Annotated in this window: 14 protein-coding genes; 8 read left to right on the top strand and 6 right to left on the bottom strand. The window is 63.6% G+C overall.

The window, feature by feature from the left end; all coding sequences use genetic code 11:
* Nucleotides 1-42: 42 nt before the first annotated feature.
* From GMST_RS16430 to GMST_RS16420, 3 genes are all read left to right on the top strand, one after another.
* Entirely contained in the window at nucleotides 43-216 is a 174-nt protein-coding gene (locus GMST_RS16430; RefSeq protein ID WP_183355783.1) for a DUF4177 domain-containing protein, read from the top strand.
* The gene (gene polA / locus GMST_RS16425; RefSeq protein WP_183355782.1) at nucleotides 217-2895 is read left to right on the top strand and encodes a DNA polymerase I; all 2679 of its coding nucleotides are present in this window, start codon (nucleotides 217-219) and stop codon (nucleotides 2893-2895) included. It abuts the gene before it with no gap.
* 147 nt (nucleotides 2896-3042) lie between these two features.
* Nucleotides 3043-4035, top strand: coding sequence for a PilZ-like domain-containing protein (locus GMST_RS16420; RefSeq protein WP_183355781.1), 993 nt, complete (start codon nucleotides 3043-3045; stop codon nucleotides 4033-4035).
* On the opposite strand, the gene GMST_RS16415 is transcribed toward GMST_RS16420, so the two are convergent.
* Both GMST_RS16415 and GMST_RS16410 read right to left on the bottom strand, forming a co-directional pair.
* Nucleotides 4019-4873, bottom strand: a complete 855-nt coding sequence (locus GMST_RS16415) for an HDOD domain-containing protein (RefSeq protein ID WP_183355780.1) — start codon at nucleotides 4871-4873, stop codon at nucleotides 4019-4021. The two genes, GMST_RS16420 and GMST_RS16415, sit on opposite strands and share 17 nt — an antisense overlap.
* 3 nt (nucleotides 4874-4876) lie before the next feature.
* Nucleotides 4877-6787: a GspE/PulE family protein gene (locus GMST_RS16410; protein WP_183355779.1), complete on the bottom strand. Its 1911-nt coding sequence runs from the start codon at nucleotides 6785-6787 to the stop codon at nucleotides 4877-4879.
* A gap of 280 nt (nucleotides 6788-7067) precedes the next feature.
* Between GMST_RS16410 and GMST_RS16405 the strand changes: the two genes are divergently transcribed.
* Genes GMST_RS16405 through GMST_RS16395 form a run of 3 tightly spaced genes read left to right on the top strand, consistent with a single transcriptional unit; the run spans nucleotide 7068 to nucleotide 9624 of the window.
* Nucleotides 7068-7925 carry an OmpA/MotB family protein gene (locus GMST_RS16405; protein WP_183355778.1) on the top strand — a complete coding sequence of 286 codons (858 nt, stop codon included), beginning with the start codon at nucleotides 7068-7070 and terminating at the stop codon, nucleotides 7923-7925.
* A 12-nt stretch (nucleotides 7926-7937) separates the two neighbouring features.
* Entirely contained in the window at nucleotides 7938-8666 is a 729-nt protein-coding gene (locus GMST_RS16400) for a Smr/MutS family protein (RefSeq protein WP_183355777.1), read from the top strand.
* A 55-nt stretch (nucleotides 8667-8721) separates the two neighbouring features.
* A complete protein-coding gene (locus GMST_RS16395; RefSeq protein ID WP_183355776.1) occupies nucleotides 8722-9624 on the top strand; it encodes an ROK family protein in 903 nt (300 codons plus the stop codon).
* A 173-nt stretch (nucleotides 9625-9797) separates the two neighbouring features.
* Here GMST_RS16395 and GMST_RS16390 read toward each other — a convergent pair whose 3' ends face one another.
* From GMST_RS16390 to GMST_RS16375, 4 genes are all read right to left on the bottom strand, one after another.
* On the bottom strand, nucleotides 9798-10775 hold the full coding sequence (locus GMST_RS16390) for an SGNH/GDSL hydrolase family protein (RefSeq protein ID WP_183355775.1): 978 nt from the start codon (nucleotides 10773-10775) through the stop codon (nucleotides 9798-9800).
* Nucleotides 10776-10777: 2 nt separating this feature from the next.
* Nucleotides 10778-12205 carry an MBOAT family O-acyltransferase gene (locus GMST_RS16385; RefSeq protein ID WP_183355774.1) on the bottom strand — a complete coding sequence of 476 codons (1428 nt, stop codon included), beginning with the start codon at nucleotides 12203-12205 and terminating at the stop codon, nucleotides 10778-10780.
* 135 nt (nucleotides 12206-12340) lie between these two features.
* A complete protein-coding gene (locus GMST_RS16380) occupies nucleotides 12341-12580 on the bottom strand; it encodes an acyl carrier protein (protein WP_183355773.1) in 240 nt (79 codons plus the stop codon).
* Nucleotides 12581-12582: 2 nt separating this feature from the next.
* Nucleotides 12583-14187, bottom strand: coding sequence for an AMP-binding protein (locus tag GMST_RS16375; RefSeq protein WP_183355772.1), 1605 nt, complete (start codon nucleotides 14185-14187; stop codon nucleotides 12583-12585).
* Nucleotides 14188-14753: 566 nt separating this feature from the next.
* Between GMST_RS16375 and GMST_RS16370 the strand changes: the two genes are divergently transcribed.
* Nucleotides 14754-16211, top strand: coding sequence for a tyrosine-type recombinase/integrase (locus GMST_RS16370; protein ID WP_183355771.1), 1458 nt, complete (start codon nucleotides 14754-14756; stop codon nucleotides 16209-16211).
* 257 nt (nucleotides 16212-16468) lie between these two features.
* Complete coding sequence (locus GMST_RS22645) at nucleotides 16469-16663, top strand: helix-turn-helix transcriptional regulator (protein ID WP_183355770.1); 195 nt, start codon at nucleotides 16469-16471, stop codon at nucleotides 16661-16663.
* Nucleotides 16664-16740 lie beyond the last annotated feature (77 nt).

Here is a 16740-nt window from a genome sequence, read left to right as displayed (position 1 = left end):
GGCTACTATGACTCCGGAAAAAAGCAATGATGAGGAGCACCTATGCTGCAGTACAAGGTCGTTGAACTAGGCGACGTCACAGATGAAACCATCGAGGAAGCTTTAAACGGGCTCACCGCCCAAGGGTGGAAGTTCGACACGCTGCAGTTCGCCATGCGCGACTCGAGCCGGCGTCCCGCCATGGCCTTCGTCATCTTTACCAAAGAGGTGGACTAGGTGACAACTGAACGTGAGAAGCTGTACCTTCTGGACGGCTCGTCCTATATCTACCGGGCCTACTTCGCCATCCGCCACCTGAGTTCCCCCACCGGCTTTCCCACCAACGCGCTCTACGGTTTCACCCAGATGCTTTTGAAGGTCATGAAGGACCACGCGCCGGCCCACGTGGCGGTGGTCTTCGACGCCGGCAAGCACACCTTCAGAAACGAGCTCTTCCCCGCCTACAAAGCGACCCGCTCGGCGATGCCCGACGACCTGGTGCCGCAGCTTGGGCCGATCAAGGAGATGGTGCGCGCCTTCAACATACCGGCGCTGGAGCTTTCCGGCTTCGAGGCGGACGACATCATCGGCACCATCGCGCGCCAGTGCGAGGCGAAGGGTCTCGACTGCGTGGTGGTGACTGGCGACAAGGACCTGATGCAGATCGTGAGCGGACACGTGACGCTCCTGGACACCATGAAGGACAAGGTCACCGGGATTCCCGAGGTGCACGAGAAGTTCGGCGTCGCCCCGGAGCGGGTGGTGGATGTCCTCGCCCTTTGGGGGGACGCCTCGGACAACATCCCGGGTGTGCCGGGGATCGGCGAGGTGACCGCCAAGAAGCTGATCCAGGAGTTCGGATCGCTTGACGAACTCCTCTCCCGCGCGGGCGAGGTGAAGGGGAAAAACAGCGAGAAGCTGGTGGAGTTCGCCGACCAGGCGCGTCTTTGCCGCACCCTCGCCACCATCGACTGCCAGGTCCCCATCGCGTACACCATGGAGGAGCTCTCGGTCTCGGCGCCGGACACCAAGAAGCTCGCCGAGCTGTTCCGCGCGTACGGCTTCACCACCCTCATGAAGGAACTCACCAGTTCGGCCACGCTCTCCTGCGAGGAGTACCACGTGGTCCTCGAGGAAGAGGAGCTGTGCACCCTCGCGGCCGAGCTGAAAAAGGCGGGCGCCTTCGCCATCGACCTGGAGACCACGAGCTTGAACCCGATGGAGGCGCGCATCGTCGGCTTCGCGGTGAGCCATAAGGAGCACCAGGCGTGGTACATCCCGGTCGGGCACCGCTACCTGGGGGCCCCCGAACAGCTCACCGAAACGGCGGTGTTTGAGTACTTGGGGCCGCTTCTGATCGATCCGGGGATCCGCAAGATCGGCCAGAACCTCAAGTACGACTACCAGGTGCTGCGCCGCGCCGGCGTGAAGCTGGAGGGGATCTGGCTCGACACCATGCTGGCGGCCTACCTGGAGAACCCAGGGAGGAGCAGCCAGGGGCTGGACGCACTGGCGCTTCAGTACCTGGACCACCGGATGATCTCCTATAACGAGGTGGCCGGCAACGGCAAGGAGCAGTTGAACTTCTCCGAGGTGGACCTGGACCGCGCCGGTCCCTACAGCTGCGAGGACGCCGACGCCACCTACCTGTTGCACGAGATCCTGCTTCCCAAGGTCGAGGAGCAGGGGATGTCCGAGCTCCTCTTCAAGACCGAGATGCCGCTTCTGGAGATCCTGGCCGAGATGGAGCTCACCGGGGTGAAGATCGACCTCGACCTCATGAGGGAGCTCTCCACCGGCTTCGGCAAGGAGCTCGTCGAGCTGGAGGCGCGCATCCACGAGCTGGCCGGCGGCCCCTTCAACATCAACTCTCCGAAACAGCTGGGGGAGATGCTCTTCGAGCGATTGATGCTCCCGGTGGGGAAGAAGACCAAGGGGAAGACCGGCTGGTCCACCAACGTGGAGGAGCTGGAGCGCCTGGCGGTGGAGCACGAGGTGGCGCGGCTTTTACTCATGTACCGCTCGATCTCGAAGCTCAAGTCCACCTACACCGATGCCCTTCCCCGGCTGGTGGAAGCGGAGACCGGCCGGATCCACACCTCCTACAACCAGGCGGTCACCAACACCGGGAGACTCTCCTCCTCGGACCCCAACCTGCAGAACATCCCGATCCGCAGCGAGGCGGGGCGCGACATCCGGCGGGCCTTCGTGGCCGAGCCGGGGTCGCTCCTTCTGGCGGCCGACTACTCGCAGATCGAGCTCAGGGTGCTCGCGCACCTCTCCGAGGACCGGGTCTTCTGCGAGGCGTTCGCGGCCGGCGAGGACATCCACCGGCGTACCGCGGCCGAGGTGTTCGGGATGTTCCCGGAGCTGGTGAGCGCCGAGCAGCGGCGCCAGGCGAAGGTGATCAACTTCGGGGTGATCTACGGGCAGGGGGCCTTCAGCCTGGCAAAGGAGCTCGGGGTGACCCCGAAGCTCGCCAAGGCCTTCATCGACAACTACTTCGAGCGCCACAGCGGGGCGCGCGCCTTTCTGGACGGCTGCGTACGCGAGGCCGAGATCGCCGGTTTCGTGCGCACCATCCTGGGGCGCCGTCTCCCTATCCCGGATATCACCAGCAAGAACGGAAACATACGGGCCTTTGCCCAGCGCAACGCGGTGAACTACCCGATCCAGGGGTCGGCCGCCGACATCATCAAAGAGGCGATGATCAAGGTGACCCGGCGCATGTGGGCCGAGGGGGTGAAAAGCCGGCTCATCATGCAGGTGCACGACGAACTGGTCTTCGAGGTGCCGCTTGCAGAGCGCGAGCTGATGGCCGAACTGGTGCGCTGCGAGATGGAGGGGGCGCTCCCCTTGCGCGTGCCGCTCAAGGTCGATCTCAACTTCGGTACCAACTGGAGCGAGGCGCACTGACACCTTGTTTAGTTAAGTCTTTGCCGTTACGAGCCGATACGTAGGACAAGGCCGGCCGGAAGAGCTCCCGAGGGGACTTCCGGAGGCCCGGCTGCCGGTCAGGCCGGGACGGGCCGAACCCCGGCAGTGGCGGGAGGCGGAGGACACATGGCAGGGGACTTCACTGAATACGCGGACTGCTTCCCGGTCGGGGCTCGGGTCAGCATCGCCATCCCGGTCTCGGGAGGGGGACTGTTCCAGGACTGGGCGCTGGTGAACTCGCTGGAGCGCGACCTCTTGGAGGTTGCCCTCTCCCGCGACGCGCTCCCGGACGGGGCGCACCTCACCCGCGGCAGCATGCTGCAGGTGCGCCGTCCCGAGAAGGGCGGCATGGGGCGCTGCTGCCGCGGCATCGTGGTGGGGGACGGAGCCGAAGGCGCCCTGGAGCTGCGCCTGGTGGACGGCGTGGTCCCTTTTGAGCCGCGCGAGTACTACCGGCAGGACGTCTACCTCCCGGTGGAGTACCGGCTCCCCCCCACGCAGCAGGCCAGCGAGGTGCGCGAGCGCTGGCGCACCCGGCTCAGGGAACAGGAGCTCGCGGCCCAGCAGCCCGAGCTGGGCGAACCGGAGGAGGTCGCGAGGCAGCGCGAGGAGCTGCGCCGGCGTCTGGCCCAGCGGGCCGAGCTCCCGCCGGCCGCTGCCAACATGAGCGGCGGCGGGGTGCGCATCGACATCCCGGAGCGCTTCATCCCGGGGCAGCTCGTCGAGCTCACCTTCTACATCCCGGAACCGCATCGGGTGCTCGAGCTGGTGGGGGAGGTGGTGACCGTGCAGCCTTCGCCGGTCTCGGAATCCTTCCGGACGGCGCTGCGCTACCGGTTCATCGAGGAGGCGGACCGGGACCGGGTGGTGGGGTACGTCTCGCGGGAACAGCTGGCCCAGCTGGCGCGGCTGGGGCGCGGCGAGGCGCGCGAGAGCAGGGTCTTGACGGGAAGGAGGTTCCCCCGCTGGCTGCGCCCGGTCCTCGGGCTTTTGCTGTTGGCAGGGCTCATCGCCCACCTGGCACTTTCCATCGTGGTCAAGAGGGAGCGGGGAGAGAAACACGAGATCGAGAAGATCTTCGAGGAAGGGATCGCACGCTACCTCAAGCAGCGGCGCTGACCATCTCCATGGCGTCTTCGATCATGATCTCCAGTTCGGCCAGGGTGATCTCCTTGACCCCCAGCCCCTGGGCCTCGAAGCTCGCCGCCAGCATCAGGTTGGGTTCCGCCGGGGTGCCGGCGAGACCTAGTTTCCGGCAGGCATCGTCCACCAGGCGCACGATGCTCAAAAGGACGTTGGAGGTGTCGCGCTGCTCGTTGTGGTGGTCGCGCACGATCACGCAGTAAAGCTCCGGCAGGTTCCATTTCAAAAGCAGTTCATGCCCGGTCTGGGTATGCATCGCCACCATGATCTCGTTGATCAGGTCCCGGGAGAGGGACTTGGTGCCGTGATCCCCCAAGAGTATCCCCTCCAGCACTTTCAGGATCAAAAGACTCCCGATGTCGTGCAACAGCCCGGCGATGAAGGCCTCCTGGGCGAACTGCTTGTAGCCGGTCCGGTCGCACAGCCACCTGCTGCCGATGGCGCTCCCTAGGGCGTGCTTCCAGAGCACCAGCGAATGGGCCTTAAGCTCCGGGATGGTGAAGCTGTTGTAGCTGTTTTGCTGGCTCGCCAGCATGGCGACGTTGGCGATCTCCTTGGCCCCCAGCCGCACCACCGCCTCGGTGATGGTGGTCACCTTGGCGAGGCCGCTGAAAAAGGCGGAGTTCGCCAGCCGCAGGATCTGGCTGGTGAGCGCCTGGTCCTTGATGATGAGCGCCACCACCTGCTCGATGGTGAAGTCCTTGGCGGACAAAAGGGCCTGCAGCTTGAGGGCGATGGGGTGGAACATGGGGAGGTTCAGGGTTTCTGAGGCGAGCTGCTCCTTGATGATATCGACGAAGGGCCTGGCTTGCATGGCTTATTCCCCCAATAGGTGCCGGATCTCCTGGATCGGCCGTGGTTTTCCGATACGCGGCAACAGGCGCACGGTGTCCTGCAGCGAAACCATCCCCTGGGCCGCCTTGCACAGGCCGGACTCCAGGAGGGTGACCATGCCGGTAGTCTCGGTGGAGATCCTCCTGATCTCGTAGGAGGTCTTCTTGCTCAGGATGGCGTCTTTTACGATTTCGTTCAGGATGAGCATCTCGAAGACCCCGATGCGCCCGCGGTACCCCGAGTAGCGGCACTTGGGGCAGCCGCGCCCCACCGAAAACTCGGCGCCCCTCAACTCCTGGTTCGAGTAACCGATGCGCCGCAGTTCGGCGGGGGTGGGGAGGTAGGGCTCCCGGCAGTCCGGGCAGATGCGGCGCAACAGGCGCTGGGCCAGCACGCAGACGACCGTGGAGGCGATGAGGAACGCCTCGATGTTCATGTTCATGAGACGCAAGAGTCCGCCTACGCTGTCCTCGGTGTGGAAGGTGGTGAGCACCTTGTGGCCGGTGAGGGCGGCCTGGATGGCGGTCTCCGCCGAGAAGGAGTCCCGGATCTCGCCCAAAACGATGATGTCCGGGTCCTGGCGCACGATGTGGCGCAGGGTCTCGTCGAAGGTGACCCCGATCTTCTGGTTGATGGAACACTGGGCCACCCCTTCGATCACGTACTCGACCGGTTCCTCGACGGTGACGATGCAGCTCGAGGGGTCGTTTAAGTGCCTGACGCAGCTGTACAGGGTGCTGGTCTTGCCGCTGCCGGTGGGGCCGGTGACGATGAGGACGCCGCTTGGGGTGTCCAGGGCGTCGTCGGTGAAGCGCTCCAGCATGCGCGCCGGCATCCCGATGTCCTTCAGGTCGAGGAGGTCCCCTTTCTTGCTCAAGAGCCGGAGGACCGTCTTTTCGCCGTAGATGGTGACGTAGAAGGAGACCCTGAGGTCGAGCACCTGGCCGCATTTGGCGCTCTCGTAGCAGATCCTGCCGTCCTGGTGGCGCCTCCTTTCGGCGATGTCGGCCTCGGCCATGATCTTGATCCGGCTCGAGACCGGCATGGCGAGTTCCTTGGGGAAGTCCTTGTAGAGGGTGAGCATGCCGTCGCGCCGGAAGCGGACCCGTAAGGCCGCGCGCATCGGCTCGATGTGGATGTCGCTCACCCCCTCTCTCAGGGCCTCCTCGAAGATCGAGTTAACGATACCGGTCACGGTGTGCTCGTCGGTGGCGGTGCCGTCGCCCTGCAGGACGCCGCGCTTCAAGGTGCTCACCGTCTCGCGGATCCCCTTCAAGGTGGTGATAGCGAAGGTCGTGCCGGAGCCGAAGAGCTTCTCGGCGGTGCGGCGCGCCTCGGCGTTGAGCGGGTCGGCGATGGCCACCAAAACGCGTCCCTTCTCCTCTTTCACCGGGATGAAGCTGTGCTGGGCGATCCAGTGCTGCGGCATCCGGGACAGGAGGTTGCGGTCCACCAGTTCCGGCTCCAGTTCCAGGTAGGGGTAGCCGAGCTGGTAGGCTATCACCTCGGCGAGGGTGTACTCCTCGATGAAGCGCTGCTCCACCAGCACCTCGCCGAGCATCTTCGCGTGGCCGCCGTCGCGCTGAATGCCGAGGGCCGCCTGCAGTTCGGCGGGCTTCAGGTAGCCAAGCTCTACCAAAAGCGCCCCGAGCTTCACCGAGACGATGTTGTGGCGCAGGGTCTCGCGCAACTGGTCCCGGGTGAAGAAGTTCAGCTCGAGCATCACCGCGATCAGGGTGCGCGGCGTGAGCAGCTTCTCCTTGACCCGCTGGGCGTAGCCCAGTTGCTCCTTGCCGAGGTAGCCCGACTTGATCAGCATCGAGGCGATCTCGAGCCCGGAATCGACGGCCCCGTCCTTGCGCCCGGTCTCGACTGCGCTCCCCACAGTTTCCATAGCGGCTCCCTTCACGGCGTGGTGGCTCTCCCGGCAGGCTGCTCGGGTCTGGAGCTTCGTTGACAGCCCCCCTGAAACACTGGTAGTATACCATGCCCGATTGGAGCGGTTTAATATGTCAAGCCCTTCTCTGGTGCCCGCAACGTCCGGTGCCATGGGGCATTGACAGCCGGCTCAAAGCGGGCATTATTGGAGCGCTCACTGTTAATGTGAAGCAGGCGTCCAGCGTTCTTAGCAAGCGACCGGACCGGGATGTGAGAGAAACCAGGAGGAGGATGACATGCAGAAAAAAGCGAACTTTGCCATCATTACTATCATCTGTGCGTTTTTTGCCGGGTGCGTTTCCAGCGGCACCTACGAAGCGAAGAAGCTCCAGGCCGAGGGGCTCGAAAAGAGCCTCAGCGAGCAGCAGGGTGCCTACCAGAAGCTTTCCGCGGAAAACGGCCAGCTGCAGGAGCAGCTGAAGAAGCTCAAGGGAGACCTGGCGGGCACCACCCAGGAGCGCGACCTCCTGGTGAAGGACAAGCAGGGGCTCGAGGAGAGCCTGAAATCCACGGCCGACGCGAAGAACAAGAAGATCGGGGAGTTGAGCCAGCGCCTGGGGCAGCTGGAGGCCGAGAACACCCGGCTCAAGGAGGAGATCGCGCAGGTTCAGAAGCAGAAGGAACTCGAGGTGCAGAAGACCTCGAAGACCTACGAGAGCCTCCTGGACACCATGAAGAGCGAGATCTCCAAGGGGGAGGTGACCATCTCCGAACTGAAGGGGAAGCTCACCGTGAACCTGGTGGACGCGGTGCTCTTCGATTCCGGCAAGGCCGAGGTTAAGCCCGAGGGGCTCGTGGTGCTGCAGAAGGTGATCGACATCCTGAAGAACGTGAAGGATAAGGCGATCCGCATCGAGGGGCACACCGACAACGTCCCGATCGTGGGGGCGCTCACCCGCCGCTACCCGACCAACTGGGAACTCTCCTCGGCGCGCGCCTTGAACGTCGCCCGCTACCTGCAGCAGCAGGGGATCGATCCGACGCTGCTTGCCGCGGTGGCTTACGGTGAGTACAAGCCGGTGGCGCCCAACGACAGCGACGAGGGACGGGCCAAGAACCGCAGGATCGAGATCGTCCTGGTGGCGAAGGACTAGGCAAAGGGGCCCATGAAAAAAAAGGACAAACCGACACCCAAGGCGAAGGAGTTCTCGGCTTCGCCCTTCAAGGCGCTTAAGGGGGTGAGCCTGGAGGCGCGCGAGCAGCCGGCTGCGGCCGCCGCGTCGAAGCCGAAGCCGCCCGCGTCCAAGCCGCCAAAGCAGCATGCGGAGCAGCAGAAGAACCGGGAGGAGCTCGAGGACGAGCTCCTCTTTCTGGACGCCTTCGCCGACATAAGGCCGCTCAACCCGGTCAAGAGCCAGCCGCATCGTGAGAAGGCCCAGGTCGCCAAGGAGCAAAAGGACGACGAGGAGATGCGGGTCTTCTTAAAGGCGGTCGAGTCCCTCAAGCTGGACGTGCGCTTTTCGGACGAGAACCTGGAGCCGCCCCGGCAGCCGGTGGCGGTGAACCGGCTCAGGCAGGTGCGTCGCGGCGGGATCCGCATCGACCTGCAGCTCGACCTGCACGGGCTCACCCGGGACGAGGCGATCGAGAACCTGGAGCGTTTCGTGCGCGGCGCCTACAACCGCGGCCAAAAGGGGGTCCTGGTGATCACCGGCAAGGGGAACAATTCGCCGGGGGAGCCGGTCTTGAAGATCGCCGTGGGGAAGTGGCTGCGCGAGGAAGGGAAGGCCATGATCTCGGAGTTCGTTGCCGCACCCAGCGACATGGGGGGCGCCGGCGCCTTTGTGGTATTTCTGAAGGAGAAAAAACAGGAAGATCCCCTCCCCGAGGCCTAGCCGCTGGAACCGGCCGCAGCTGCCTCGCATCCTTTGAGCCTCACCAGGAGCAGCGATGGATACTCCGAAACCGTTTCGCATCGGCATCGACTTGGGCGGCACCAAGACCGAGGCGGTCCTGTTAAGCCCGACCGGGAGCCCTCTTCTGCGCGAGCGCCGGGATACCCCGCTCGCCGGCGGGTACCGGGCGATCCTGGAGTCGGTGGCCGAGCTGGTCGCCGAGGCCCAGGCCAGGGTGCCGCAGGGGGCCGCCTCGATGCTCGGGATCGGGATTCCGGGATCGGTAGACGAGGTGACCGGCCTGGTCAGGAACGCGAACTCCACCTGCCTGATCGGAAACCCCCTTCCCGCGGACCTGGAGCGGCTTTTGGGGCGCCCGGTGGGGGTGCGTAACGACGCCGACTGCTTCACCCTCGCCGAATGCCGGATGGGGGCGGGGTCCGGCTATCCGATGGTCTTCGGCGTCATCATGGGGACCGGCTGCGGCGGCGGGCTCGCCATCGACGGCGTGGTGGGCGAGGGGCCGCACAGGATCCGGGGCGAGTGGGGGCACTTCTCGGTGGACCCCCAGGGGGCCCCCTGCTACTGCGGCAACCGCGGCTGCGTGGAGACGAAGATCAGCGGCTCCGGCGTGGAGGCGGCCTTCCTGGCACGCTACGGCGAAGCCCTCACCATGGCGGAGATCGTTGCCGGCGCCCGTGCGGGTGAGCCGCGCTGCCGCAGGAGCTTCGACATCTTCCTGGACGACTTCGGGCGCTGCCTGGGGGGGCTCCTCTCCCTCCTCGACCCCGACGCCGTGGTTCTGGGCGGCGGCCTCTCCAACATCGCAGAGCTCTACACCGAGGGGGTCGAGCGGGTGAGGCACTACGCCTTCCACAACGACCTCACCACCCCGATCCTCAAAAACCGCCTGGGCGACTCCGCCGGTGTCTTCGGCGCCGCCTGGATCGGCGCCTGACGTTTTCCCACCTGCCGCACCCCGACTCCCGGCGTGACCTTCACGAACCTGCCGCCCCCTCTCTGACGCAAAAAAAGGGTTGCGGCGGCAGCCGACAACCCTCTTCCCTTGTTACCTCTTTTCTGCACCGACCCCGCCTCGCCAGATGTCTGCGGCAGTGGCGGCTCCCCCTTTTATCGGGAGGCGCCCCCCGCACTCAGGGCCGCCAGCTTCCGGGCCAGGAAGTCGGCAAGGAAGACCCTCCCCTGGTCGTTCAGGTGCTCGTTCGGGTAGAGGTCGTCCTTCCAGCCGAAGAACTTCGAAGGGAGCGCCTCGGAGAGATCGGCGACCTCGCCGTTTCTGCTGCTGATAAAGGCGGTGACGAGGCGTGCGTTTTCCCTGACGATGGCGCGCGTCCCCGGGTAGGCGGCGTCGCAGAATTCCACGTCGACCGGGGTGAGGTAGAAGAGGACCGGAATCCTGCTTCTCCGGCAGAGTTCGATGATCTCGGCGATCTTCGCCAGTCTGCGGTCGGCCTCGGTGAGCCGGTAGCGGTACTGGTAGGTGATCTTCTTCCGGGTGGTGCCGGCGTCTACCGTTTTGAAACGGTCCCCCTGGTAGTTCCGGACCGTGCCGGCAGGGATCCCCGCGTCGTAGACCGGCGTGTTCAGCCAGGCCTCGGTCCGGGTGCTGCGGAAAAGCTGGGTGTAGATGGAGACCGGCACGAAGTAGGAAGGCCCGAGAGTCCGGTGGTTCAGGATAAACGGCGTCTTCACGAACTCGTAGGAGGGGTTCAGATCCCACTGCGGCGAGAAGCTCCGGAGGTTTATCGGTATGACCAGGGCCCGGGGGCGCAGGTTGTTTTCGACGAGGTAGTTCACGTAGCGGACGTAGACGGTGGCGTCGAAACCGCCGTGCTGGACCAGCTGGATCTTGTTGGGGATCCTCTCGCCCAGCAGGACCGGGATGGTCTTGCGGTCTTTGTCGTTTTTGGAGATCGAGTTCAGGATGCTGTCGCCGAATAAGACGACATCGCGGTCGGTGATCCGGGCGGTGACGAAGCTGGCGGCGCGGTGGGCCTCGTCGTCCTTCTTGACGAGGGATCTCCCCACGAAGAACTGGATCGAGGTGACGACAACGAACAGTGCGGTCAGTTTGTAAAGTAGTCTCATGGCTAGAACTGCATATAGATGAACTTGTTGATGTTGGGGATCCCGAAGTTGAGGCAGGCAAGCGCCGTGGCCAGGTAGTACACCCACCTGAGCGCCGGCTGTGACCGGGTTTCCTGCCCCGCCTTTTTCAGCGCCAGGACGAGCGCAATGCACAGCAGCTGCAGGTAGGTCTTGTTTTCCCCCACCCCCATGAGTACCAGGTCCCGGTAGAACGGCTTGCTCCCCAGGGTCAGGTACGCCGAGAGGCTTCCCCCCAGGTCAAAGAGGTTGCGGGCCACGTAGAGGGCGTCGCTTAGGGTGTTGGCCCTGAAGAAGACCCAGGCGAAGCTCACCAGGTGGAAGGTGACGAAGATCTTCCACCAGGAAAGCCAGGGGCTCCTCGCGACCCCGAGCCACTGGTAGAGGCGCTTTTGGTAGGGGCGGTAGTAGTTGGAGGCGGCCAGGTAGCTGCCGTGCAGAAGACCCCAGATCACGAAGGTCCACCCCACCCCGTGCCACAGCCCCGAGATCAAAAACGTCACGACCAGCGCCAGCGCGCTCCCGAGCTGCCCGGCGTGGCGCCAGCTTAACTGCAGCGGCTTGAAGATGTAGTCGAGGATCCACCGGGAAAAGGAGATGTGCCACCTGCGCCAGAACTCGGCGACCGAGGTCGCCCGGTAGGGGGCGTTGAAGTTCTCGGTCAGCTCGATCCCGAAGAGGCGCGCCGTCCCCCGGGCCATGTCGGTGTACGAGGAGAAGTCGAAGTAGATCTGCAGCGCGTAGGCGTAGGTCGCAACCAGGAGCGACACGCCGGTGTAGTCGTGCACGTTGTTGTAGACCTGGTCTGCATAGAGCCCCAGCCAGTCGGCGACCACCACCTTCTTGAACAGGCCGCCGCCGAAGAGCACGAGCCCGGAGCGCGCGGTGTCGTAGTCGAAGCGGTAGGGCTTTTTGAGCTGGGGGAGCAGGTCGCCGCCGCGCTCGATGGGCCCCTGCAGCAGCTTCGGGAAAAAAGCCAGGTACAGGGCGAACCTGCCGAAATCCCGCTCCGGTTCCTCGATCTCCAGGTAGATGTCGGCCAGGTAGGAGACGGCCTGGAAGCTGAAGTAGGAGACCCCCACGCTGATCAGGGTGCCGGAGGTCCCCCCCCGGGTTGCCAGCAAGGGGAGGCACTTCACGGCGGCCAGGGTCCCGATGCAGGCGAGGCACCCCCCGAACAGCCAGCGCCTCTTCAGGGATTCGGGCTCTACCTGGGCAATCTTCAGCCCGACGCAGTAACTGATCGTGGTCACCGCGAACAGCACCGCCAGGAGGTAGGGGGCCTTGAGGCAGGCGTAAAAGCCGTAGCTCGCCAGCAGCAGGACCAGCCAGCGCCAGCGGTCCGCGGTGAGGTAAAACGCCAGGTAGCTTGCCGGCAGGAAGAAGAAGTAGCTCAGAGTGTTGAATGTCATGCGTTTTGGAAAGGCGGCCGGTCCCTAAAACGGTGGCTGGTAATCGGAAGCCCGCAACGCGCCGCGGCCGGCTCTCCCTGGTGGGGAAAGCCGAGCGGGCCGGCGGGAGAGGGGCGTCGACAAGAAGGGTTCAGGCTACTTCTCGGCAAGCTTGCGGTCGATGTCGGTCAAAAGATCCCCTACGTTGCGCTGTTTGAGGAGTTCCTTCTGGGTGAAGCGGATGCCGAACTTCGCCTCCACGGTGGTGATCAGGTTGACGTGGGAGAGCGAGTCCCAGCCGTCGACGTCGTTGGCGGTCAGGTCGGGGCGGATCTCGATCGAATCGTCGTCGAAAACCATGCGGAAGATCTGTTCCAGGGTTTCTGCCGTTGTCATGCTCATATCTCCAGTGTCGAGGTGTCGCCGGGGTCTTCCCCGAGGTAGCGGGCCTTTAGGACCCGGCGCATGATTTTGCCGCTCTTGTTCTTAGGGATCCCGGCGCAGAAGATGATCTCCTGAGGGGTGGCGATGCTCGAGGCGCGGTTCGAGACGTGCAGCCTGATCTTGATCTCCAGGTCCTTGCTGGGCTGGAAGCGTGCGTGCAGGTGCACAAAGGCGACCACCTTCTCGAAGAGGAGCTCGTCGGGGGCGCCGATCACCCCGGACTCGGCGATCTCCTCGATTTCCAGGAGGGCGCTCTCCACCTCGAACGGGCTGATCAGGTGCCCGGCGGTGTTGATGACGTCGTCGCTGCGCCCCATGAACCAGTAGTACCCCTGTTCATCCCTGCGGGCGGTATCGCCGGTGTAGTACCAGCCGTTTTGGAACTTGGATCGGTAGGCGGCGGGGTTGTTCAGGTACTCCACGAACATCGAGGGCCAGCCCGGCTTGAAGCAGAGGTTTCCCTGGGCCCCGTCGGGAAGCGGGGCGCCGTCGTCGGCCAGGATGGCCGGCTCGACCCCTGCCACCGGTTTCCCCATCGATCCGGGGCAGATGGCGAGCCCGGGGCGGTTGGCGACCATGATGGCGCCGGTCTCGGTCTGGAACCAGGTGTCGTAGATGTCGCGCTTGAGCACGCGCCGCGCCCAGGCGATCACCTCTGGGTTCAGCGGCTCGCCGACGCTGAAGATGCTGCGCAGCCGGGAAAGGTCGGCCGAGGCGAACAGCTCGTCCTCCGCGCGCATCAGCATGCGCAGCGCGGTCGGAGCGGAGTACCATACCGTGATCTGCTCCTCGGCAAGCAGCTCCATCCAGGCTTGGGGATCGTACCCACCGGCGTAGTGGACCTGGGTGACCCCGAGGCTCCAGGGGGCGATGATGCCGTACGAGGTCCCGGTTACCCACCCCTGGTCGGCCGTGCACCAGTAGATGTCGTTCTCGGTAAGGCCGAGCACCTCGCAGGCGGTGGCGCTCTGGCTCGCCAGGCTCCCGTGGCGGTGCAGCACCCCCTTAGGCTTCCCGGTGGACCCCGAGGTGTAGTGCAGGACGGACGGGGTGTCCGGGGATGTCGGGGGGGCGCTGAATGCGGGCGAGGCTTCCGACATGATGCGAGCGTAGCTGACCACGCCGTTGGCCGCGTCATCCTCGCCGTCGATGAGGATCACCGTCCGCAAGGCCGGCAGCCGGTCCCTGATGCGGGCGACCTTCTTGTAGAGGCTCTTGCGGGTGACGATGGCAGCCGCCCGGGAGTCGCCGAGGCGGTCCAGGAGAGCGTCCTCCCCGAAGTTGGAAAAAAGGGTGCCGCAGACGGCCTGGGTCTTGAGCGTCCCCAAAAAGGCGACGAACTGCTCGGTGGTCTTCGGGAGGAAGGTGAAGAGGATGTCACCGGCTGCGATGCCGAGCGTCCCGAGGGCGTTGGCGAAGCGGTTGCTCAGGGCCTCCAGGTCGCCGAAGCTGTAGTCGGTGCGCTCTCCCCGGGCTCCGATCATCCGCATGGCGAGCTTGTCGGCGAGCCCTCGCTGGCATTGGACGGTGGTGCAGGCTGAGGCTAGGTTTGCGTTCATGAAGGTACCCTGGCTTTGGGATTTCGGGCCGGCAGGTGCCCAAGGGGAGAGCCTCCTATAACAGATTTGTAAAGGGAGGTAAAGGAAAATGAAGGTTGTTGCGGAGGGCTGTTTAATGAGATTTGTGCCGAGGTTCGCCGGGAGGAGTTCCGGGGGCGGGGCGCGGCGCGACCGTGTGAGGGTCAGGCGCTGCCCGATGCGCGGCGGGGCGCGCCCCGCCGGTTGGTGTAGGCGGAACAGCTGGACGAAGTGCGAGGTAAAAAGCGCTGAATGAAGCGGCGTAGCGGGAGTGGGAATGAAAAAAGCCCGTGCCGGAGTGGCATGGGCTTTTTTTATGGAGCCGAAGAGCGGACTCGAACCGCCGACTTGCTGATTACGAATCAATGAAATGAGCCTATCTCTACCCCTCCTCTTGTTATTTCCTGTTTTATAAGACCTTGACTTTGCAGGTGTGACACCCTAGTCTTGTTCTACCGTGTTTGACGCAGTTCGATCTGAAGTGTTACCTATGTGTTACCCAGAGCTCTGGGTAACAGGCTGGGTAACAAGCTGAGGGAGGTCAAGGCATGCCGATCATCCACATTACCAAGGGGGCAGTAGATAGGCTGGAGAATCCGGAGTCAGGCCGAGTCGATTATTTCGATGACGTCCTGAAGGGCTTCGGGGTCAGGGTGACGAAGACCGGAAAGACCTACTACGCCCTCGGGCGGGTGAACGGGAAGCAGGTGCCGGTAAAGATCGGGACGACAGATAAAGTCGCTGCAGAAGAAGCGCGGCGGACCGCAAAGGGCATCCTCGCCGACATGGTAAGGGGACAAGACCCCAACGAGGAGAAGCGCCAGGTCCAGGCGAAGGCAGAGGCCGCTAGGAAGGCAGAAGAGGCCCAGAAAAGCCAAATGGTGACCCTGGAGGATGCTCTTGACTCGTACATCGAGCATCGGAAGCTGAAGCCCAAGACTCGGGACGGCTATAGGCAGATGTTTCGCCTCCACCTTTCCGATTGGCTCCAGATCCCGGTGGGTGAGATCACCGGGGCCATGGTTGGCAAGAGACATACGGAGATTGCCAACGGGAAGCGCCGGCGCGCAGCCCTTAACACAACCGCCACCAAGAGGGACGGCAAGGTTTCCATTGAGAAGGTTGAAGTCACGGACTCCCAAAAGCGGGAGGCGTCGGCCGATGGCACAATGCGAGTGCTTCGTGCTGTGTTGAACTTCACCTTCGGGGATGACGAGGACCTGGGGATTGTGCGGCCCAACCCGGTAAGGGCCCTCTCCAGAAAGAAGGCGTGGTACAAGGTGCCGCGGCGCCGGAGGCTGGTCAAGAATTCAGACCTCCCAGCCTGGAACAAGGCTGTCTTGGCCCTTGATAACCCCATTGCCCGGGACTACCTGCTCTTCCTGCTGTACACGGGCCTAAGACGGAACGAGGCAGCGCGACTTCAGTGGGCCCAGGTCGACTTTGACGAGCGGTCCTTTACCATCCTGGACACCAAGAACAAGGTGCCGCACACCCTTCCCTTGAGTGACTTCCTATTCAGGCTCCTCGAGGAGCGGAAGCTGGGGCTGAGGATCGAGCTTGAGGCGGCCCAGGAAGCCTTGGAGGCTTCCCTGGTTTCATCGGAGCCGCTGACCAAGAAGCAGCGCCAGACGATCCGCAACCGTGTTGCCCTGGCAGGGTCCCGCCTTGCCTCCCCCTTCGTCTTCCCGGGCGAGGGAAAGAGCGGTCATATCGTCGAGCCACAGCGGGCGATTGATGAGGTTATCCAGGCGACCGGGATTGTCTTCTCGTGCCACGATCTGAGACGGACATTCACCACTATCGCCGAAAGCCTGGACCTCTCGAAATACAGCCTCAAGGCTCTGCTGAACCACAAGCAGCAGTCGGATGATGTGACCGGCGGCTACATCATACTGGATGTGGAGCGGCTCCGCGACCCTATGCAGAAGGTTACGGACGCCATTCAGGAGCGGATCAAGAGGCCGCGCGGTCGGGTACTCCGGATGCAGACCAAAACCCAGTAAGGACCATAGCACACGACTGGCTCGGTGAAAGAGGCTACCTTTGAAAAGAGGTAGCCTCTTTCGCTTTGTCTTCCTATATTATTTTTCGCTTATGATTCATGTCGTTTCATTGCGTATACCGAGTTAATATAACCTGATATAGTGTCTACGAAAACAGCACAACTAGCTGATACTTCAGGGATTTGTCTTGTTATCGGTTGTTGGCTTTGGTACTGTTCCTGTCAGCAGGTTCTACGAAATCAAAGGGGGAAGCAAGGATGTTACGAACAACGAAAGAAGTGGCGGAGCGGTTCCATTTGAAAGAGACGACCCTGGAGAGGTGGCGTTGGCAGGGGCAAGGACCGAAGTTCGTCAAACTGGGGCGGACGGTACGGTACAGGGACGAGGACCTCGAGGAATACGAAGCCTCCCAGGTCTTCACCTCGACAACTAGCGCGCAGGCCGCGGCATAACATCAACCGCGGCAAGAAAGGAGCCGGGCGGAAGGCCACCACAGACCAGTGTTCCGCACACGCGGGAGGAGATTCAC

It is taken from the genome of Geomonas silvestris (assembly GCF_014193515.1).
Classification (GTDB): domain Bacteria; phylum Desulfobacterota; class Desulfuromonadia; order Geobacterales; family Geobacteraceae; genus Geomonas; species Geomonas silvestris.
The sequence above is the reverse complement of the archived record's forward strand: the minus strand, read 5'-3'. Positions and strand labels throughout refer to the sequence as shown.